This window comes from Halomonas getboli (assembly GCF_023094245.1).
Taxonomy (GTDB): Bacteria; Pseudomonadota; Gammaproteobacteria; order Pseudomonadales; family Halomonadaceae; genus Halomonas; species Halomonas getboli.
Map to the genome: position 1 here is coordinate 245,582 of NZ_JALMEW010000004.1, position 19,980 is coordinate 265,561.

Annotated in this window: 19 protein-coding genes; 2 read left to right on the forward strand and 17 right to left on the reverse strand. The window is 70.3% G+C overall.

The genetic code is table 11. From position 1 onward, the window contains the following. Window positions 1–78: 78 nt before the first annotated feature. The 9 genes from lon to nrdR form a co-directional block, all read right to left on the reverse strand. Complete coding sequence (lon, locus tag MYL53_RS10485) at window positions 79–2,511, reverse strand: endopeptidase La (RefSeq protein ID WP_247853757.1); 2,433 nt, start codon at window positions 2,509–2,511, stop codon at window positions 79–81. Between the two features lie 78 nt (window positions 2,512–2,589). Continuing rightward, window positions 2,590–3,831 carry a DUF945 family protein gene (locus MYL53_RS10490; protein WP_247853758.1) on the reverse strand — a complete coding sequence of 414 codons (1,242 nt, stop codon included), beginning with the start codon at window positions 3,829–3,831 and terminating at the stop codon, window positions 2,590–2,592. Window positions 3,832–3,884: 53 nt separating this feature from the next. After that, window positions 3,885–4,358 carry a phosphatidylglycerophosphatase A family protein gene (locus tag MYL53_RS10495; protein ID WP_247853759.1) on the reverse strand — a complete coding sequence of 158 codons (474 nt, stop codon included), beginning with the start codon at window positions 4,356–4,358 and terminating at the stop codon, window positions 3,885–3,887. Then, a complete protein-coding gene (thiL, locus tag MYL53_RS10500) occupies window positions 4,355–5,308 on the reverse strand; it encodes a thiamine-phosphate kinase (protein WP_247853760.1) in 954 nt (317 codons plus the stop codon). Before thiL ends, MYL53_RS10495 begins: the two co-directional genes overlap by 4 nt. 13 nt (window positions 5,309–5,321) lie before the next feature. Then, the gene (nusB, locus tag MYL53_RS10505) at window positions 5,322–5,822 is read right to left on the reverse strand and encodes a transcription antitermination factor NusB (protein ID WP_247853761.1); all 501 of its coding nucleotides are present in this window, start codon (window positions 5,820–5,822) and stop codon (window positions 5,322–5,324) included. After that, on the reverse strand, window positions 5,822–6,310 hold the full coding sequence (ribH, locus tag MYL53_RS10510) for a 6,7-dimethyl-8-ribityllumazine synthase (RefSeq protein WP_247853762.1): 489 nt from the start codon (window positions 6,308–6,310) through the stop codon (window positions 5,822–5,824). Before ribH ends, nusB begins: the two co-directional genes overlap by 1 nt. A gap of 85 nt (window positions 6,311–6,395) precedes the next feature. Continuing rightward, the gene (ribBA, locus tag MYL53_RS10515) at window positions 6,396–7,562 is read right to left on the reverse strand and encodes a bifunctional 3,4-dihydroxy-2-butanone-4-phosphate synthase/GTP cyclohydrolase II (protein WP_247853764.1); all 1,167 of its coding nucleotides are present in this window, start codon (window positions 7,560–7,562) and stop codon (window positions 6,396–6,398) included. A gap of 189 nt (window positions 7,563–7,751) precedes the next feature. Continuing rightward, a complete protein-coding gene (gene ribD / locus MYL53_RS10520; protein WP_247853765.1) occupies window positions 7,752–8,882 on the reverse strand; it encodes a bifunctional diaminohydroxyphosphoribosylaminopyrimidine deaminase/5-amino-6-(5-phosphoribosylamino)uracil reductase RibD in 1,131 nt (376 codons plus the stop codon). After that, entirely contained in the window at window positions 8,879–9,364 is a 486-nt protein-coding gene (gene nrdR / locus MYL53_RS10525; RefSeq protein ID WP_016856619.1) for a transcriptional regulator NrdR, read from the reverse strand. The genes ribD and nrdR overlap by 4 nt, the downstream gene beginning before the upstream one ends. A 122-nt stretch (window positions 9,365–9,486) precedes the next feature. Between nrdR and dsbG the strand changes: the two genes are divergently transcribed. Beyond that, window positions 9,487–10,236, forward strand: coding sequence for a thiol:disulfide interchange protein DsbG (gene dsbG / locus MYL53_RS10530; protein WP_247853767.1), 750 nt, complete (start codon window positions 9,487–9,489; stop codon window positions 10,234–10,236). 6 nt (window positions 10,237–10,242) lie between these two features. On the opposite strand, the gene MYL53_RS10535 is transcribed toward dsbG, so the two are convergent. The 6 genes from MYL53_RS10535 to MYL53_RS10560 form a co-directional block, all read right to left on the reverse strand. Next, complete coding sequence (locus MYL53_RS10535) at window positions 10,243–10,632, reverse strand: DUF6691 family protein (RefSeq protein WP_247854023.1); 390 nt, start codon at window positions 10,630–10,632, stop codon at window positions 10,243–10,245. An 8-nt stretch (window positions 10,633–10,640) separates the two neighbouring features. Continuing rightward, window positions 10,641–11,102 (reverse strand): YeeE/YedE family protein, encoded by a 462-nt coding sequence (locus MYL53_RS10540; protein ID WP_247854025.1) that lies wholly within the window; start codon window positions 11,100–11,102, stop codon window positions 10,641–10,643. Window positions 11,103–11,104: 2 nt separating this feature from the next. Beyond that, window positions 11,105–12,862, reverse strand: coding sequence for a SulP family inorganic anion transporter (locus MYL53_RS10545; RefSeq protein ID WP_247853768.1), 1,758 nt, complete (start codon window positions 12,860–12,862; stop codon window positions 11,105–11,107). Beyond that, window positions 12,859–14,154 carry an NAD(P)/FAD-dependent oxidoreductase gene (locus MYL53_RS10550; RefSeq protein WP_247853769.1) on the reverse strand — a complete coding sequence of 432 codons (1,296 nt, stop codon included), beginning with the start codon at window positions 14,152–14,154 and terminating at the stop codon, window positions 12,859–12,861. The genes MYL53_RS10545 and MYL53_RS10550 overlap by 4 nt, the downstream gene beginning before the upstream one ends. A gap of 39 nt (window positions 14,155–14,193) precedes the next feature. Then, complete coding sequence (locus MYL53_RS10555) at window positions 14,194–15,063, reverse strand: MBL fold metallo-hydrolase (RefSeq protein ID WP_247853771.1); 870 nt, start codon at window positions 15,061–15,063, stop codon at window positions 14,194–14,196. A gap of 181 nt (window positions 15,064–15,244) precedes the next feature. Next, window positions 15,245–16,654, reverse strand: coding sequence for an MBL fold metallo-hydrolase RNA specificity domain-containing protein (locus MYL53_RS10560; protein ID WP_247853773.1), 1,410 nt, complete (start codon window positions 16,652–16,654; stop codon window positions 15,245–15,247). 149 nt (window positions 16,655–16,803) lie between these two features. Here MYL53_RS10560 and MYL53_RS10565 point away from each other — a divergent pair, with 149 nt between their 5' ends. Continuing rightward, window positions 16,804–17,361, forward strand: a complete 558-nt coding sequence (locus MYL53_RS10565; RefSeq protein WP_247853774.1) for a FlgO family outer membrane protein — start codon at window positions 16,804–16,806, stop codon at window positions 17,359–17,361. Between the two features lie 58 nt (window positions 17,362–17,419). On the opposite strand, the gene MYL53_RS10570 is transcribed toward MYL53_RS10565, so the two are convergent. Both MYL53_RS10570 and glyA read right to left on the reverse strand, forming a co-directional pair. Beyond that, entirely contained in the window at window positions 17,420–18,418 is a 999-nt protein-coding gene (locus MYL53_RS10570) for an OmpA/MotB family protein (protein WP_247853775.1), read from the reverse strand. A 210-nt stretch (window positions 18,419–18,628) separates the two neighbouring features. Beyond that, a complete protein-coding gene (gene glyA, locus MYL53_RS10575) occupies window positions 18,629–19,894 on the reverse strand; it encodes a serine hydroxymethyltransferase (RefSeq protein WP_247853776.1) in 1,266 nt (421 codons plus the stop codon). Between the last annotated feature and the right edge of the window lie 86 nt (window positions 19,895–19,980).

A 19,980-nucleotide genomic window follows, 5' to 3' on the forward strand; every position in this document is an offset into this window, starting at 1 on the left:
CGGGGCTTGTCCGGCGACAGGTCTGCGCGGGACGCTTGCCACCTTACTCCTTTTTCCTTACCCCTCGCCCCTCGCGCCTCACGAGCCGAACACCACCTTCGCCACATCCCGATAATGCCCCGCGAAGTGCACCGTGACGCCCTCGCGGAGGTAGTCAGGCAGCTCCTCGTAGTCGCGGCGATTGGCCTCGGGCAGGATCAGCTCGAAGATCTCGCTGCGCCGGGCGGCGATCACCTTCTCGCGAATGCCGCCCACCGGCAGCACGTGACCGGTCAGGGTCAGCTCGCCGGTCATCGCCAGCGGCCGGTCGATGGCCTTGTGCCTGGCCAGCGACAGCAGCGCGGTGGTCATGGTCACGCCGGCCGAGGGACCGTCCTTTGGCGTGGCGCCCTCCGGCACGTGCAGGTGCACGAAGGCGGAGTCGAAGAAGTCCGAGTCGGCGCCATATTCGCCGAGATGGCCCAGCACGTAGCTGTAGGCGATGTTGGCGGATTCCTTCATCACGTCGCCGAGCTGGCCGGTGAGCTTGAAGCCGCGGTCCAGGGCGTGCACCTTGCCGGCCTCCACCGACAGGGTCGCGCCGCCCATGGCGGTCCAGGCCAGCCCCGTGACCACGCCCTCGCCCTTCATCACCTTCTCCTTGCGGAAGGTGGGCGCGCCGAGGAACGTCTCGAGGTTCTTCACCGAGACCTTGACCGTCTGCTGGTCGTTCTCGAGCAGCTTGACCGCCGACTTGCGCACGATGCGGTGCAGCTGCTTCTCGAGCTGGCGCACCCCGGCCTCGCGGGCGTAGCCCTCGATCACCTGGCGCAGCGCGGCGTCGGTGAGGTTCAGGCGCTTCTTGGGAATGCGGTCGCGCTCGAGCAGCTTGGGCCACAGGTGATGCTTGGCGATGGCCATCTTCTCCTGGGCGATGTAGCCGGACAGGCGAATCTGCTCCATGCGGTCGAGCAGCGCCGCCGGGATCGAATCCAGGGTATTGGCGGTGCACACGAACAGCACCTTGGACAGGTCCAGGCGCACGTCCAGGTAGTGGTCGAGGAAGTCGACGTTCTGTTCCGGATCGAGCACCTCGAGCAGCGCCGAGGCCGGGTCGCCCTGGAACGACTGGCCGAGCTTGTCGATCTCGTCGAGCATGATCACCGGGTTCTCGACGCCGACCTCCTTGATCGCCTGCACCAGCTTGCCGGGCATGGCGCCGACGTAGGTACGGCGATGGCCCTTGATCTCGGCCTCGTCGCGCATGCCACCCACCGAGAAGCGATAGAACTCGCGGCCCAGCGCCTCGGCGATGGAGCGCCCCACCGAGGTCTTGCCGACGCCCGGCGGGCCCACCAGCAGCAGGATCGAGCCGCCGACGTCGCCCTTGAAGGTGCCCTCGGCGAGGAACTCGACGATGCGCTCCTTCACGTCCTGCAGGCCGTCGTGATCGCGGTCGAGCACCTCCCTGGCGTGGCCCAGGTCGAGCTGGTCGTAGCTGGTCAGCCCCCAGGGCAGCGAGGTCAGCCAGTCCAGGTAGTGGCGGGTGGTGCCGTACTCCGGCGAGCCGGTCTCCAGCACCGAGAGCTTGTCGAGCTCGTCGTCGATGCGCTCCTGGACCCGCTCCGGCACCGCCTTGTCGGCCAGGCGGCCGCGGAAGGTGTCGACGTCGTTCTCGCGATCGTCCTTGGAGATGCCCAGCTCGCGCTGGATGACCTTGAGCTGCTCGCGCAGGAAGAATTCGCGCTGGCGCTCCTGCATCTGGGCGTTGACCTGCTCGCTGATCTCGCTCTGCAGCCGGGCGACGTCGATCTCCTTGCGCAGCAGCGGCAGCACCTTCTGCATGCGCTCCATTACCGGCAGCGACTCCAGCACGTCCTGCAGCTCCGGCCCCTTGGCCGAGGTAATGGCCGCGGCGAAGTCGGTCAGCGGCCCCGGCTCGTGGGGGCTGAAGCGGTTGAGATAGTGCTTGAGCTCCTCGCCGTAGAGCGGGTTGATCGGCAGCAGCTCCTTGATGCCGTTGATCAGCGCCATGGCGTAGGCGCGGGTCTCCTCGTCCTCGGCGTCGACCGGCTCGCGGGGATAGCTGACCTCGACCAGGTAGGGCGGCTCCTTGGAGAGCCAGCGCTGGATGCGGAAGCGGCGCATGCCCTGGGCGATGAACTGCAGCTGCGAATCCTCGCCCTGCAGCTTGTGCACCTTGACCGCGGTGCCCATCTCGGGGAAGTCGCCGGGGCTCAGGTCCTCGACCCCGGCCTCACCGACGAAGGCCAGGCCCACCATGTGATGCGGCGTGTTGCCGACCCGGCCGATGGTGTCCTCCCAGCGCTCGCGGTTGATCACCAGCGGCTGGACCTGGGCGGGGAAGAAGGGACGATTGTGGATCGGCAGCAGGTAGAGGCGCTCGGGGAGCGTATCGCTGGCCGGCACCACCGCGTGCCCGGCGCCCTCGTCGAGTTCCAGCTCGTCCTCCGTCTCGGCCTCGACCCACTCCAGGCCGTCCTGTTCATAGCGCTGATCGTCTTCGCTCATGCGTACCTCATCCTGAAGGAACGGGACATCGCGACCCGTGATGTCTTCGGAATGCGGGCGACGGCGCCGAACTTCAAGTCATCGCCACCGTTCGAGCACCGGCGGCAGTGGCCGGCCGTTGAGTCTGACCTTGCCGCGTACCACGTCGACCTGCAGCTCTCGGGTGTCCAGCGGCAGCCCCAGGCCAAGGGCGATCACCGGCGGCAGGTCCTGCCACAGGAAGTCGCCGTCGAGCCGCTGGCGCCAGGCCGCACGCTCGGTGTCGGTATTCAGCGCCAGCGGCTCCAGGGCATCGAGGTCGCGGGCGTCGAACACCAGCACGCCCTTGCCGGTGAGCGACAGCCCCAGCATGGGGCTGTCCAGGTCGGCGTCGAGGATGTCCAGCCGCGGCGAATCGACCAGCAGCTCGCGCAACACCGGCGTCAGCGCTTCCTCCGGCGGGCGCTCGCCCGCGTCAAGCTGGCCGCGCGTCGCTTGATGACGCAGCAGGTTGCCCAGCCGACGCAGGGCATCGGCATCGATGCGAGAGAGCTCGCCGGCGAGCGTCCCCGTCAGCAGCACCTCGTCGCCCGAGAGCACCTGGCCGACGTCGAGCCTGCCCTTCAAGCGCAGCTCCTCGGCGTCCAGCACGGTGTTCGTCTGCAGCGTGATCTCGCCGGCGTCGAAGGCCAGCTCCGGCGAGCGCCAGGCCAGGTCCTCGATGCGCAAGCGATCGTTCTGATTGAAATGATAGGCGCCCTGGGTGTAGGCGAAGCGGCTCTCCAGCACCAGCGGGCCGGCGCTCAGGCTGGCCTCGCCGTCATCGAGGCGCAGCTCCGCCAGCCGCGCGCGCAGCCGCCAGTCGCCGACGTCGCCGTGCACGGCGACGCGGCCGCCCTGCAGGGTCAGGGTGCGCGCCTGCTGCTGGAAGACGATCGGCGCCAGTTCCAGGGTGGCATCGAGGGTGGAGGAATAGGGGCGGAAGTGGGCTTCCCACTGCGGCGGCGCGCCGGCGGCCCCCGACGAGGCCTCGGTCGCCTCGCCCAGATGCGGGCGCAGGGTACCGTCGAGCCGGGTCTCCAGCACGCCGTGTCGGGCCCGGTAGACGAGATCGAGGTGCCAGGCGTTACCCAACAGCGGCGACAGATGAATGACGCCGTGAGAAGTCAGCCAGCCGCGCTCGATATCGCTGCGGCTCACCCGCAGCTCGCCGTCGGCCTGGAGCTCCTCGACGGCCCGGGCCAGCTCGCGCTCGAACAGCAGCCCGGAGAGGGTCTGGGCCACCGCCCAGGCCAGGGCCAGCATCGCCAGCACCGGCACGATCAAGCGCTCCTTGCGCATCACTCACTCCTTGTCGCCGAGACGCCCTGCCCCGAGCCGATACGCCTCCGAGCTCAGTGGAGCCAGAACCACAGGTGCATGGTACACCAGGCGTAGGCGCTGGCCAGGACGTCGTCGATCATGATGCCGAAGCCGCCGGCCACGCGGCGGTCGGCCCAGCGGATCGGCCAGGGCTTGAAGACGTCGAACACCCGGAACACCGCGAAGCCCCACAGCGCGGCCTCCCAGGAGAAGGGCACCGCGGTCATGGTCAGCCAGTAGCCGACGAACTCGTCCCAGACGATGCCCGAGTGGTCGTGGACCCCGAGATCGCGAGACGTCTTGTCGCACAGCCAGACGCCCCACACGAAGGTGATCGCCACCACGATCAGGTACCAGCCGAGGGGCAGCTCCGACATCAGCCAGTAGAAGGGAATGGCCGCCACGGTGCCGACGGTGCCCGGGGCGAAGGGTACCGCGCCGCTGCCGAAGCCGAAGGCGAGGAAGTGGACCGGCCGATGCCAGACGCTCTGGGGGGCGCGGTTCATGGCGTGTCTCCTGAGAAGTGCTGCCAGCCCGCGGCGCCGTCCGGCACCGCGCCGGTGATGCCGGGGGCCTCGCTCACCCGGCCGATCGCGGTCAGCGCCAGCCCCTCGGCCGCCAGCCGCGCCCGGGCCGGTTCGAGGTGCGCCTCGGGCAGCGTCACTAGCAGTTCGTAGTCGTCGCCGCCGCGCAGGGCCGCGTGCAGAGCCTCGTCGTCGCCGAGTGCCGTCGCCAGCCCCTCGGCCAGCGGCAGCGCCTCCGGCGTCAGGGCCGCGCCCACGCCGGAGGCCGTGCACAGATGGCCGAGGTCGGCCAGCAGGCCGTCCGAGACGTCGATCGCCGCCGAAGCCAGCTCGCGCAGTGCCAGGCCAGCTCCGAGCCGCGGCTCGGGGCGTAGATAGCGGCGCAGCAGGGCGTCGTCGCAGTCGCGCTCGCCGGCCTGCCAGCGGGCCAGGCCCCCGGCGCCGCCGCCGAGGGCACCGGTCACCGCCAACACCTCGCCGGGCCGGGCACCGGCACGGGTCAGGGCCAGCCCCTCGGGCACCTCGCCCATCACCGTCACGCCCACGGCCAGCTCGCCGCGGGTGACGTCGCCGCCGGCCAGCGCCACGCCGGCGGCGGCGCACAGCGCATGAAAGCCGGCCGCGAAGTCCGCGACCCAGGCCTCATCGGCCTCGAGCAGGGTCAGCGACATCAGGCACCAGCGGGCCCGGGCGCCCATGGCGGCCAGGTCGCTGAGGCTGACCGCCAGCGCCCGATGGCCGATGGCGTCGGCCGGGGCCCCGGCGGGAAAGTGAACGTCGGCCACCGAGGTGTCGACGCTCACCGCCAGCCGCATGCCGGGCGTGGGCGCGAGCAGCGCGCAGTCGTCGCCGACACCGAGGCTCACGCCGGCGCCGCCGCCGGCGGGCGCCGGGGCGAGATAGCGGGCGATCAGCTCGAATTCGCTGGACATCGGTTCGAGGCCTTCAGCGTCGACGCGCGGAGACCTCGGCGCCGCGCAGCTTGGCGGCGAGCTTGTCGAGGATGCCGTTGACGTACTTGTGCCCCTCGGTGGCGCCGAAGGACTTGGCCAGCTCGACGCCCTCGTTGATCACCGCGCGGTACGGCACCTCGGGGCGCTTGGCGAGCTCGTAGGCGCCCAGACGCAGGATCGCCAGTTCGATCAGGTCGAGGTCCTCGAGGCGACGGTCGAGCAGCGGCGCGATGGCGGCGTCGAGTTCGCGGCGGTTGCGCGCCACCTCGTGCAGCAGCTGGTGGAACAGTGCCAGGTCGGCGATGCCCATCACCTTGTGCCAGTTCTCGTGATCTTCCAGGTCGTCATCGGCGATCTGGCTGCGGAACTCGGCCTCGACGGCGGCGATCGGCTTCTCGGTCAGCTGCCACTGGTAGAGACCCTGGACGGCCAGCTCACGGGCCGCATGACGGGCCAGCTGTGCCTTGGAAGGCTCGCGACGCTGTTCGCTCATCAGGCATTCTCCCCTTCGCCGAAGCGGCGCAGCAGCGAGACCATTTCCATCGCCGCCATGGCCGCCTCGGTGCCCTTGTTGCCGGCCTTGGTACCGGCGCGCTCGATGGCCTGCTCGATGGAGTTGACGGTCAGCACGCCGTTGGCCACCGGGGTATCGAACTCGAGCTGCAGGCGGTTCATGGCCGAGTTGCACTCGCCGGCCACGTGTTCGAAGTGCGGCGTGCCACCGCGGATCACCGCGCCCAGGGCGATGACCGCCTCGGGGCGGACCACCTGGAGCACGCGCTTGATGGCCAGCGGCAGCTCCCAGGCACCCGGGGTGTGAACGATGTCGATGTTCTCCTCGTCGACGCCGTGGCGCACCAGGCTGTCGACGGCGCCCTCGACCAGGCTGTCCACCACATGATGATTGAAGCGGCCCACCACGATCACGTAGCGGCCATCGACGTTGACGAAGCTGCCTTCGACTTGGGAAATCGGTTGCATGGTCTCTTTCCTGCTGAACCCGATGAAAACGGAATCGCCGGGGCGTACGACGGACGACGCCCCGGCGAGATGTCAGATGAAGGCGTCAGGCGCCGTCGTTACCCTCGGCGGCCGGTGTCTGGCCGGGCTCGAGGCGCTCGACCACTTCCAGGTCGAAGCCGGAAAGCGCCGAGAACTTCCACGGCGAACTGAGCAGGCGCATGCGGCCCACGCCCAGCTCGCGCAGGATCTGCGATCCCGTGCCGATCGTCAGGTAGTTGCCGGCGCCGTCGGAATCGGTGGTGCGCGGTGTCCGGCGCCGCTCGAGGAAGACCTCGAGCAGGTCATGCAGATCCTGCGACGGGCGGCCGTCGTCGAGCAGCACGAAGACGCCGTGCTCGGCGCGGGCGACCTCGGCAATCGCCTCATGGGCGGTCCAGCTGTCGTGCTCGCCCTTCTGCAGCTGCAGCAGGTCGCGCATCACATTGGAAAGATGCACGCGTACCGTGGTCAGTGCCTCGGGGTGCGGCCGCCCCTTGACCAGGGCCAGGTGATGGGCGCCCTGGATGCGGTCGCGGAACACATGCAGCATCAGCTCGCCGTGGGGCGTCTGCACGGGCATCGACTCCAGCGATTCGACGGTCTGCTCGTTGTGGATGCGATAGTGGATCAGGTCGGCGATGGTGCCCATCTTCAACCCATGCTCGCGGGCGAAGACCTCGAGCTCGGGGCGGCGCGCCATGCTGCCGTCCTCGTTCATCACCTCGCAGATCACGCCGCTGGGGTCCAGCCCGGCCAGGGCCGACAGGTCGCAGGCCGCCTCGGTGTGGCCGGCGCGACGCAGCACGCCGCCGGGCTCGGCCATCAGCGGGAAGATATGGCCGGGCTGGACGATGTCGGTCGGCTCGGCGTCGCGGGCCACCGCCGCCTGGACGGTGCGCGCGCGGTCGGCGGCGGAAATTCCGGTGCTGACGCCCTCGGCGGCCTCGATGGAGAGCGTGAACTTGGTGCCGAAGCCGGAGCCGTTGTCGCGCACCATCAGCGGCAGCTGCAGGCGCTCGCAGCGCTCGCGAGTCATCGGCAGGCAGATCAGGCCGCGGGCGTGGCGAGCCATGAAGTTGATGTGCTCGGCCTCCACCTTCTCGGCGGCCATGATGATATCGCCCTCGTTCTCGCGATCCTCATCGTCCATCAGGATCACCATCCGCCCCTGGCGAATGTCCTCGATCAGCTCGGCGATGGGGGCCAGCCCCCCTGCGGAGGAGTGCTCCATGGAATCTCCATTGACTCTGCTGCGGCCGTCGCGACGCGACGACACCGAAGTCGCCGACGGGCGTCGCCCACTCGAAACCGCGTCAGGGTACCGTGGCGCGACCGCCGGCGCTAGTAGTGGCTCGCCCGGCGGCGCCCATCGAGCGGCCGCCGGCGTCCTCGAAATGGCCCGACGCGGGCGGCGGCAGGCTCAGGCGGGACGTGCGGTGATGCGCCAGTCACGCCCGACGGCGCGGATGTCGAGAATCTCCAGCGGCTTCTGCTCGGCCATGGTCTCGAGGCCCGGCAGCGCGAACAGCGGACGTGCCTCGCCGCCGAGCAGAGTCGGGGCGACGAACAGCTGCATCTCGTCGACCAGCCCGGCGTCCAGCATGGCGCCGGCCAGGGTCGCGCCGGTCTCGAGCAGCGCCTCGTTCACGTCCTCGCGCTCGGCCAGATGCGCCAGCAGGGCGGCCAGATCGACGCGTCCGCCCTCGCCCGCGGGCAGCGCCAGCACCTCGGCGCCGGCGGCCTGGAGGCGCTCGCGGCGCTCGGCGTCGTGGCCCTCGACGGTGGCCACCAGGGTGCGCCCCGGCTCGCGCAGGCAGGCCGCCGCCTCGGGCAGACGCAGGCGGGAGTCGACCACCACCCGCAGCGGCTGGCGGGCGGCGATCGCCTCGGCGTCGGGCAGCTCGAGCTGCTCGGCGCGCAGGGTCAGCCGGGAGTTGTCGAAGATCACCGACTCGACGCCGGTGATCACCGCGCTGGAGCGGGCCCGCAGCCGCTGCACCTGGCAGCGCGCCCGGGGCCCGGTGATCCACTGGGATTCGCCGGAGCGCATGGCGGTACGGCCGTCGAGGCTCATCGCCATCTTCAGCCGCACGAAGGGCCTACCCTCGGCCATACGCGCGACGAAGCCGGGATTCAGCGCCCGAGCCTGGGCCTCGAGCAGGCCGACCTCGACCTCGATGCCGGCCTCGCGCAGCCGCGCGATGCCGTTGCCGGCCACCAGCGGGTTGGGGTCGCGCATCGCCACCATCACCTTCGCCACGCCGGCCGCGACCAGCGCCTCGGCGCAGGGCCCGGTGCGGCCGTGGTGGGAGCAGGGTTCCAGGGTCACGTAGGCGGTGGCGCCGCGGGCGGCCTCGCCGGCGTCACGCAGGGCGTGGACCTCGGCGTGGGGCTCGCCGGCACGCTGATGCCAGCCCTCTCCGACCCGGCGGCCGTCCTTCACCAGCACGCAGCCCACCCGCGGGTTGGGATCGGTGGTATAGAGGCCGCGCCGGGCCAGCACCAGGGCGCGAGCCATCCAGCTCTCGGGAGAACGCGCCACGGCGCTCATGATTCACCGGACCCGTCGGGCTGGAAGCTCGGCTCCTGGGCCAGGCGGTCGATCTCGGCGCGGAACTCGTCGATGTCCTGGAAGCGGCGATAGACCGAGGCGAAGCGGATATAGGCCACCTGATCGAGGCGCTTCAGGGCGTGCATGACCTCCTCGCCGACGTCCCGGGCGTGAATCTCGCGCTCACCGCGGGCGCGCAGGGTCTGGCGGATGCGCTCCACCGCGGCCTCGATCGACTCGGCGCTCACCGGCCGCTTCTCCAGCGCGCGCAGCATGCCGGCGCGCAGCTTGGCCTCGTCGAACAGCTCCCGGGATCCGTCACCCTTGATCACTCGCGGCATCACCAGCTCGGCGGTCTCGTAGGTGGTGAAGCGCTCGCCGCAGGCCGCGCACTGGCGCCGCCGCCGCACCTGATCGCCGTCGACGACCAGTCGGGAATCGGTCACGCGGGTGTCGGAGGCGCCACAGAAGGGACAGTGCATAAGCAGGGTTCCGGGTCGGGGACGAGTGTCGCCGCATTGTAACGGTTTTGGCCTCGAAGCCCCAGCGAACCCCGGAGCCACATCGCTGTCAGCAGAGGGCCACCCTTTCAAGGAGGATCGCCATGCGCACCCTGCCCCGCGCCCTGCTGCCGGCCACCCTGCTGCTGCCCCTCGCGGCGTCCGCCGACGAACTCCCCGCCCCGCTCCAGGCTCTCGAGGCCGAGGGCCTCGAGATACACGGCCGCTTCGAGGCGCCCGACGGGCTGACCGGCTACGCCGCCAGCGCCGGCGGCCGGCCGATGACGGTGTTCGTCACCGAGGACGGCGAGCATGCGGTGATCGGCAACCTGGTGGACGCCGAGGGCCAGAACCTGTCACAGGCGCCACTGGACAGGCTGGTGCGCGCGCCCCAGGACGCCGAGACCTGGGCCGAGCTGGCGGACAGCGCCTGGATCGCCGACGGCCGCGACGACGCCGACCGCGTGGTCTACGTGTTCACCGATCCCAACTGCCCCTACTGCCGGCAGTTCTGGCAGGCCGCTCGCCCCTGGGTAGAGGCCGGGAAGGTCCAGCTGCGCCACGTGATGGTCGGCATCCTCGCCGCCGACAGCCCGCGCAAGGCGGTCTCGCTGCTGGCCGCCGACGATCCCTCCGCCGCGCTGGCCGCCCACGAGGGCGGCGAGCCGGTCGAGGTCCTCGATGCCCTGCCCCGCCGTCTGGAACTGGCCCTGCAGGACAACCACAACCTGATGGACGGCCTCAGCCTGGTCGCCACCCCGGGCATCGTCTATCGCCAGGACGGCCTGCTGAAGACCGCCCAGGGCATGCCCCAACAGGACACGCTGACCGAGATTCTCGGACCACGTCCCTGATTCGACTCATACCCGCCGGGCAATGAACCAGCCGACGACCATGGCCGCCAGCATGGCGGCCAGCGGCAGGGTGAGCCCCGACACCGAGGCGAAAGCCGGCCCCGGGCAGTAGCCGGAGAGCCCCCAGCCGACGCCGAACAGCGCCGCGCCGCCGAGCAGCCGGCCGTCCAGATCGCGCCGGGTGGGCAGCTGGAAGGCGCTGGCGAACAGCGGATTGGGCCGCCGCATGGCCAGCCGATAGCCGAAGAAGTTGGTTACCACGGCGCCGCCGAGCACGAACATCAGGGTCGGGTCCCAGTCGCCGGCGACGTCGAGGAAGCCGAGCACCCGCGCCGGGTCGGTCATGCCGGAAATCGCCAGCCCGAGCCCGAACAGCAGCCCGGCGATATAGGCCATCACGGATCTCACGCGCCACCTCCCATCACGTGCCGGACCACGAACACGGTAACGACCGCCACCGCCAGGAACACCAGGGTCGCCGCCATCGAGCGCGGCGACAGCCGGGCCAGGCCGCACACCCCGTGACCGCTGGTGCAGCCGCTACCGATGCCGGTGCCCACGCCCACCAGCAGGCCGGCGACCAGCATCGTCGCCACCCCGCCGGCCGGCGCGCCGATCACCGCCCCGGCCTGGCCCGCCACGTTGCCGAGCCCACCGCCGGCCAGGATCACCACCGCCGGCCCCGAGAGCAGCCCCAGCAAAAAGGCCAGCCGCCAGCCACTGTCGCCCTTCGGGCGCGCGGTGATCAGGGTACCGAGGATGCCGCTGATCCCGGCGATGCGCCCCAGCGTTATCATCAGCCAGGTAGCCGAGAGGCCGATCAGCACCCCGCCGATCAGGCCGTGAAGGCTCGCCGTCATGTCCACCGTCATGTCTCCTTTTCCATCAGCATGCGTTGCGTGTCTTCCGCCGTGGCCGCGTTGCCATGCAGCGCCTGCCAGGCATCGAAGGTGCTCAGGAATACCCGGCCGCCGAGCTCGTGGCAGAAGTCGGTCTCCGCCAGGCGATCCATCACCGGTCCCTTGACCTCGGCCAGGTGCAGCGCCACCCCGGCGTCCTTCAGCCGGCGATTGATCGCCTCCAGGCTCTCCAGCGCCGAGGCATCGATGACGTTGACCGCCTGGCAGGCCAGCACGATATGGCGCAGGTCCGGCTGGCGGGCCGCTAGCGCCATCACCGTATCCTCCAGATAGCGCGCGTTGGCGAAGTAGAGGCTCTCGTCGACCCGCAGGATCGCCAGATGCTCGTCGGTTTCCACCGCGTGGCGCTCGACGTTGCGAAAGTGCTCGCTGCCGGGCACCCGCCCCACCAACGCGCTGTGCGGTCGGCTGGTGCGATAGAGATGCAGCCCCAGCGACAGCGCCACGCCGGCCAGGATACCGCTCTCCAGCCCGTGCACCAGGGTCAGCGTCAGGGTGGCCAGCATGGCCGCGCCGTCGGCCCGGGAATAGGCCCAGGTACGGCGGATGGCCCGCAGGTCGATCAGCGAGCCCACGGCGACGATGATGGTGGCGGCCAGCGTGGCCTTGGGCAGGAACGCCAGCGGCGCGGTCAGGGTCACCGTCGCCGCGGCGATGCCCAGCGCCGTGAAGGCGCCGGCCAGCGGCGTGGCCGCGCCGGCCTCGAAGTTGACCACCGAACGCGAGAAGCCACCGGACACCGGCGCACCGCCGCTGACGCCGGTGCCCACGCTGGCCAGCCCCAGGGCGATCAGCTCGCGGTTCGGGTCGATGCGCTGGCGGCGCTTGGCGGCCAGGGTCTGAGCCACCGAGATCGACTCCACGAAGCCGACCAGGCTGATCAGCGCCGCCGGTCCCAGCAGGCTCGACCACAGCCCCGGCTCGAGGCTCGGCAGCGCCAGCGACGGCAGGCCGCCCGGCACCTTGCCGATCAGCGCCACGCCGCGCTCGCCGAGCCCCAGCGCCCAGGCCAGCAGGGCGGTGACGATCACCGCCGAGACCGGCGCGGCCTTGGCGGCGAGGTCGGCCACCGTGGCCGACAGCCCCAGCCGGCGCAGCCCGCCCTCGAGATAGCGCCGGCACAGCAGCAGATAGCCCCAGGCGCCGAAGCCGATCAGCATCGTCACCGGGCTGACCTGCCCCAGCGCACCGCCCAGCGCCACCAGCGTCTCGATCAGCGTCTGTCCCGAGGCCTCGACGCCGAGCAGGTGGCGCAGCTGGCTGGCGGCGATCAGCAACCCCGAGGCGGTGACGAAACCCGAGATCACCGGATGGCTCAGGAAGTTGGCGAGAAAACCCAGCCGCAGCAGCCCCATGGCCACCAGCAGCAGGCCAGAGAGCGCCGCCAGCACCAGCGACGCCCCCACGTACTCGGCGCTGCCGGGCGCGGCGATGCCGGCCAGCGCCGAGGCGGTCATCAGCGAGATCACCGCCACCGGCCCCATCGCCAGGCTGGCGCTGGTGCCGAAGATCGCGTAGAGCACCAGCGGCAGCATGCTGGCGTAGAGCCCCATCTCCGGCGGCAGGCCGGCCAGCAGCGCATAGGCCAGCGCCTGGGGCACCAGCATCAGGGTGACGATCACCGCCGCCACCAGATCCCGGGCCAGCCACTCACGGCGGTAGCCGTGCAGCCAGCCGATCAGCGGAATCCAGCGTGACGGGATCATCGTCCGCTGGCGCTCCGGACGTCGTCGGAGTCCACCTTCGGCGCCCGCCGGGCCGGCGCGGCCAGCCATTCGTGGCCCTTGAGCATCAGGTTCCAGTACAGCCAGGGCAGCTGTTTGGCCTTGAGCCACCAGGCGCGGCGGGTGGCCCGGGTACCGTCGTTGACCCAGCGCGGGAAGGTCGGCTGCAGCGTGCCGCCGTAGCCGAACTCGGCCAGCACGATGCGCCCGCGCTCCACGGTCAGCGGGCAGGAGCCGTAGCCGGTGTAGGCCGCCTTGAGCGGGGTCTCGTCCAACGAGGCGAGCAGGTTCTCGGCCACCACCGGGGCCTGCATGCGCACCGCCGCCGCGGTCTTGGCGTTGGTCGTGCCGCTGACGTCACCGAGGCCGAACACCGCCGGATAGCGCACGTGCTGGAGCGTCTCGGCGTCCAGGTCCAGCCAGCCGCCGCCGTTGGCGAGCCCGGACTCGGCGATGAAGCCCGGCGCGCGCTGCGGCGGCACCGCGTGCAGCATGTCGAAGCCGCACTCCTCCTCATGCTCGCCGTCTTCGCCGCCGACCACGAAGCGCGCCGTGCGCGAGGGGCCGTCCACCGCCACCAGCCGCTCGCCGTAGCCGGCTTCGATGCCGTAGGCGTCGATGTAGCGCTGCAGGGCCGGCACGTAGTCCGGCACGCCGAACAGCACCCCGCCGGCGTTGCAGAAGCGCACCTCGATGTCGCCCAGCCGACCCTCGCGCCGCCAGTGATCGCAGGACAGGTACATCGCCTTCTGCGGCGCGCCGGCGCACTTGATCGGCATCGGCGGCTGGGTGAACAGCGCCCGGCCGCCCTGCAGCGACTGCACCAGCGACCAGGTGTAGGGCGCCAGATCGAAGCGGTAGTTGGAGGTCACGCCGTTCTGGCCGAGCGTTTCCTCCAGGCCGTCGATGGCGCCCCAGTCGAGCACCAGCCCCGGCGCCACCACCAGCCGGACGTAGCCGAGCCGGCGGCCGTCGGCCAGGGTCACCTCGGCGGCCTCGGGGTCGACGGCCTCGACGCGTGTGGCGTAGCGGGTCGCACGGCGCGGGATCACCTCGTCCATCGGGCGGCGGGTGATCTCGGGCGAGAACACGCCGCCGCCGACCATCGTCCAGCCGGGCTGGTAGCTGTGCATCTCGGCGGGCTCGACGATGGCGATGTCCAGGTCGCGGCGACGCTTGAGCAGGCTGGCGGTGACGGCGATGCCCGCCGCACCGCCGCCGATGACGACGACGTCGTGGCGGCGTGACGGAGATTCCGAGGTCGGATGAGGCATGGCGCTCTCCTGGTGGCGTTAGTGGGGTCGAGCGGCGGCTCAGAAACGGTTGAGCGGCACCTTGAGGTAGACCTGGCCGTTGTCCTCGGCCGGCGGCATCTCGCCGGCACGCATGTTGACCTGCACCGAGGGGATGATCAGCCGCGGCATGCCGAGTGTGGCGTCGCGCTCGGTGCGCATGGTCACGAAGTCGTCCTCGCCGACACCCTCGTGGACGTGGATGTTGTGCGCGCGCTGCTCGGCCACGCTGGTCTCGTGCTGGAACTCGTCGCGGTCCGGCGCCCCGTAGTCGTGGCACAGGAACAGGCGCGTCTCGCCGGGCAGCGACAGCACCTTCTGGATGGAGCGGAACAGCGTGCGGGCGTCGCCACCGGGGAAGTCGCAGCGCGCGGTGCCGTAGTCGGGCATGAACAGGGTGTCGCCGACGAAGGCGGCGTCACCGATCACGTAGGTCAGGCAGGCCGGGGTGTGGCCCGGGGTGTGCAGCACCCGGCCCTCGAGGCCGCCGATGGCGAAGGTGTCGCCTTCCTCGAACAGGCGATCGAACTGGCTGCCGTCGCGGGCGAATTCGGTGCCGGCGTTGAACGCCTTGCCGAAGATCTCCTGCACCTCGACGATGCGCGCGCCGATGCCGGTGCGGCCGCCGAGCCGCTCGTGCAGGTAGGGCGCGGCCGAGAGGTGGTCGGCGTGGACGTGGGTCTCGAGCACCCATTCGACGCTGAGCCCTTCGCGCTCGACGAAGGCGATGATCGCATCAGCCGAGCGCACGTCGGTGTGTCCGGCGGCGTAGTCGAAGTCGAGCACCGAATCGAGGATGGCGCAGGCCGTGGAGTCCGGATCGCGGACCACGTAGCTGAAGGTGTTGGTGGGCTCGTCGAAGAAGGCCGTGACGATGGGCTGCTGGGACATGGAGCGCCTCCGTTGACAGCGAAGAGTGGCAATCGAGGGACGCGGTGCGTCTCGATGCCGGTGGGCGATGACCGCAGCATAACAAGATATTTTGTTCTAACGTTAGATTTATTTTTCATATCCAGCGCATCGCCCGATAGCGCAGCGCCATAGCCGAGCGCAGCCACTTTTCCGACATGGCTCAGAGCTCGATGCGCTGGCGGTAGGTCGCCATCTCCGCCTCGATGCCGGCCTCGGCCAGGGCCGCCAGCAGCGCCCGCTGGGCCCCCGGCTCGCCGTGCACCAGGAAGAATCGGGGCCGATCATGGAAGGCGCCTGCCCAGCCGATCAGCTCGCGCTGGCCGGCATGAGCCGAGAAGCCCCCCAGGGTGTGCACCCGGGCCTTGACCGCCAGCTCCTCGCCCAGCACCCGCACGCGTTCGGCGCCCTCGACCAGCTGGCGGCCCAGGGTGCCCTCGGCCTGGAAGCCGACGATCACCAGCCGGGTGCTTTCGCGTTCCAGGTTGCAGCGCAGGTGATGGACGATGCGTCCGCCGGTGCACATGCCCGAGCCGGCAATGATGATGGCTCCGCCGTGGAGACGGTTGATGGCCATCGACTCCTCCACGCTGCGGGTCAGGCGCAGGATCGGCAGGTACTGGTCGGGATCGCCGTGGGCGGCGACGTTGAGCACCTTCAGGTCCTCGGGATCGAGGGCCTGGCGCTTGCGGGCGTAGAGCTCGGTGACGCGGATCGCCATGGGGCTGTCGAGGAACACCATCTGCTGGCGCAGATGCCCGGCGTGAAAGAGCACGCTCAGGTGATAGAGGATCTCCTGGGTGCGCCCCACGGCGAAGGCCGGGATCAGCACGTTGCCGCCGTCGGCGTGGGCCTCCTCGAGCACCTGACGGAACTCCTCGAGGGTGTCGTCGCGGGGGCGATGATCGCGATCGCCGTAGGTACTCTCCATCAGCACCACATCGGCATCGTGGACCTTCTCCGGGTCCTTCATCAGCACCGAGTCGGGGTTGCCCAGGTCGCCGGAGAACACCAGCCGCCGCTGCTGGCCGCCGGAGGGGATCGAAAGCTCGACGACCGCCGAGCCGAGGATATGGCCGGCATCGCGGAACACCAGAGTGACGCCGCCGGGCAGCGCCACCGGCTGGCCATAGCGATGGGGCTCGCATTGGGCCAGGGTGCGGGCCACGTCGTCCTCGTCATACAGCGGCTCGAGGACGGGCTTGCCGGCCCGCGAACGCCAGCGGTTCTCCCACTCCAGATCCTTGGCCATCACGAAGGCGGCGTCGACCAGCATGATCTCGAGCAGCTCGGCGGTCTCGGCGGTGCAGTGGATCGGCCCCCGATAGCCCTCACGCACCAGCTTGGGCAAGAGCCCCGCGTGGTCGAGATGGCCGTGGGAAAGCACTACCGCCTCGAGCTCGTCGGCGAGTCGGCCGAAGGGCACGGCGTTGGCCCCCTCGAGCTCGCGGCCGCCCTGATGCAGGCCGCACTCCAGCAGCAGACGATGGGAGCGAGTCTCCCCGTCCACCTCGAGCAGATAGCGAGAGCCGGTGACCTCGCCCACCGCCCCCAGAAAGGTCAAGCTCGACATGCCCACCTCCCGTCCGCGCCCTTGGGTCTTCCTCGAGCATAACCAAGCCGCGCCACCCGCGCCTTGGCTCAAGTCATCGACGCCGCGGCCGATAGCCGACAGGAGGCCCGCCACGGGCTCGTCAGGTCACGCTCAAGGGAAAGCCCCACATGCTCGCATCGCTCATTACCTCGCTCCGCCCCCTGTTCCGCCCTTTCGTCGCGCTCGGCCTGAGCCTGGCCCTGAGCGGCTGTGCGGGACTGGCGGACGCGCCGACGCCGCCGCCGGAGCGGCTGGACGAAGCGCTGGAAAAGGCGACGTCGGCGCTGATGGCGGCCCATCCCGAGCTGGCCAACTATGACCCGCTGATTCCCACCACCGTGGTCGACGTCGACGACCTGAACCGCTCCTCGACCCTGGGCCGGCTGGCCAGCGAGATCGTCGCCGCCGAGCTCACCGAGGCCGGGCTGCGGGTGCGCGAAGTGCGTCTGCGCGGCCGGCTCTACATCGAGGAGTACACCGGCGAACTGATGCTGTCGCGCCTGGCCCAGCGCCTCGGCATCGATCAGGGCGCCCGCTCGCTGCTGGTCGGCACCTACGCCGTGGGCGAGCAGCGACTCTACCTGACGCTGCGGATCGTGCGCGTCGGCGACGGCAACGCCCTGGCCGCCACCCAGCTCAGCCTGCCGCTGACCAATGACCTGCGCGCCATGCTCGATCGCTGGTAGGACACGCTCGCTCAGCGCGTCTGGATCACCAACTCGATCGCTGGCAGGCCACGCTCGCTCAGCGCGTCTGGATCACCACTTCCACTCGGCGATTGCGGGCCCGGCCCTCGGCGGTGTCGTCGGAGGCCAGCGGCCGGGTATCGGCCAGCCCCACCGCGCGCAGGCGCTGGGGATCGATGCCGGCCTCGATCAGCGCCTCGACGATGGCGATGGCCCGGGCGCTGGACAGCGACCAGTTGGAAGGGAAGCGCGACGTCTGGATCGGCCGGCTGTCGGTGTGGCCCTGGACCTCGACCTCCCCCGGATGCTCGGCGACCACCTCGCGCAGCCGCTCGGCGACCAGCGCCCGTCCCTCGTCGGTGAGCTCGGCCTGGGCCGAGGGGAACAGCAGCCGGTCCTCGACTCGCAGCCGCATGCCCTCCGGCACCCGCGACGCCTCGATGCCGTCGAGGTCCGGCAGATAGGGCGCATCGGCCACCTCCTCGGCGACCTCGCGGGCGGCGAGGGTCAGGGTCTCGACGGCCTCCGGGGCCAGCGCCACGCCGTCGGGCAGGCTGTCGGTGAGGATCACCATGTAGTCGGCCAGCGGCGCCTCACGGTCGAGGCCCTCGGGCAACGCCAGCATCGGCAGCTTCGGCATCGGCTCGGCTTCATCGACGACGGCCTGTTGGCGAGCCAGCAGCGCGGGCGGCGCTGGCACGACCACCCGCGACGGCAGCCCGGCCACGCCCAGCGCCGCCGAGATCGCCGATGGCCTGAGTCCCTCGCGCATCACCGGTGCCGACGGCGCCTCCATGGCCTGGCTCAGCTCCGCCGGCAGCGGCACGCCGAGGCGGCGCGAGGCGCTGCCGGGTTCGGCCACCTCGACGATCGTCGCCTCGTCTGCTGTCGGCGCCGCAGCATCGGTGCGATGCGTCAGTGCAATCATCAGCACGAACAGCGCGACCAGCAGGGTCATCACGTCGATGTAGCTGACCACCCAGCCGTGACCGCTCTCGTCGTGGCGGTGATCCGGCAGGAGGGACTCGTGGCGGGACAGGCCGCGGGGATGCTGCATGGCTCGACTCGGCAATGACGTGGCGGAGCGCCAAGCCTAACGCCTGTCAGCCCACGCCGAAGCGTCGAACAGGCGGGATTCGCGGCCGCCTATTGCCTCGCCATCGCCGATTGAAGGTCTCGATTCCAGCGCCCGAAACGCAAGGCGCCCCGCCCCGGACGAACCGGGACGGGGCGCTCTCTTGCGCGTCGGGCCTGGATCAGGCGCCGATCAGCGGTAGACCGGCAGGCGGCCGCAGACGGCCTCGACCTTGCCCTTGACCTCGGCCTCGATGGCGGAGGTGTCCTCGCCCTTGGCCAGCACATCGAGGATGTCGCAGATCCAGCCGGCCAGCTCGCCGCACTCGGACTCGGTGAAGCCGCGGGTGGTCACCGCCGGGGTGCCGATGCGCAGGCCGGAGGTCACGAAGGGGCTCTGCGGGTCGTTGGGCACGGCGTTCTTGTTGACGGTGATATGGGCGCGGCCCAGGGCGGCGTCCGCATCCTTGCCGGTCACGCCCTGCTTGACCAGCGACAGCAGGAAGAGGTGATCCTCGGTGCCGCCGGAGACGATGTCGAAACCGCGCTCGATGAACACGCCGGCCATGGCCTTGGCGTTCTTCAGCACCTGCTGCTGGTAGGTCTTGAATTCGGGTGCCATGGCTTCCTTGAAGCAGATCGCCTTGGCGGCGATGACGTGCTCCAGCGGGCCGCCCTGGATGCCCGGGAAGACCGCGGACTGCAGCTTCTTCTCGATGTCGGCATTGCCCTCGGCGGAGAGGATCAGGCCGCCGCGCGGGCCGCGCAGGGTCTTGTGGGTGGTGGTGGTGACCACGTGAGCATGGGCCAGCGGGCTCGGGTAGGCACCGGCGGCCACCAGGCCGGCGATGTGGGCCATGTCGACCAGCAGGTAGGCGCCCACTTCGTCGGCGATCTCGCGGAACTTGGCCCAGTCGATGATCTGGGAATAGGCGGAGAAGCCGGCGATGATCATCTTCGGCTGGTGCTCGCGCGCCAGTTCGGCGACCTGCTCGTAGTCGATGCGGCCGTTCTCGTCGATGCCGTACTGCACGGCGTTGTAGTGCTTGCCGGAGAAGTTCGGCTTGGCGCCGTGGGTCAGGTGACCGCCGGCATCCAGGCTCATGCCCAGCACGGTGTCGCCCGGCGTGACCAGCGCCTGGAAGACGGCGCCGTTGGCCTGGGAGCCGGAGTGCGGCTGGACGTTGGCATAGGTGGCGCCGAACAGTTCCTTGGCGTAGTCGATGGCCAGCTGCTCGACCACGTCGACGTACTCGCAGCCGCCGTAGTAGCGCTTGCCGGGATAGCCTTCCGCGTACTTGTTGGTCAGCTGGCTGCCCTGGGCCTCCATGACGCGGGGGCTGGCATAGTTCTCGGAAGCGATCAGCTCGATGTGCGCTTCCTGACGCGTGCTTTCCTTCTGCATCGCATCGAACAGGGCATCATCGAAACCGGCAATCTGCATGTCACGGCTGAACATCGGCGGGAAACCTCGCATCAACGGAGAAATCGAAGGCCGCCATCATACCCCAGCGTATGACGGCTTTCACATGAAACCCCGTCATG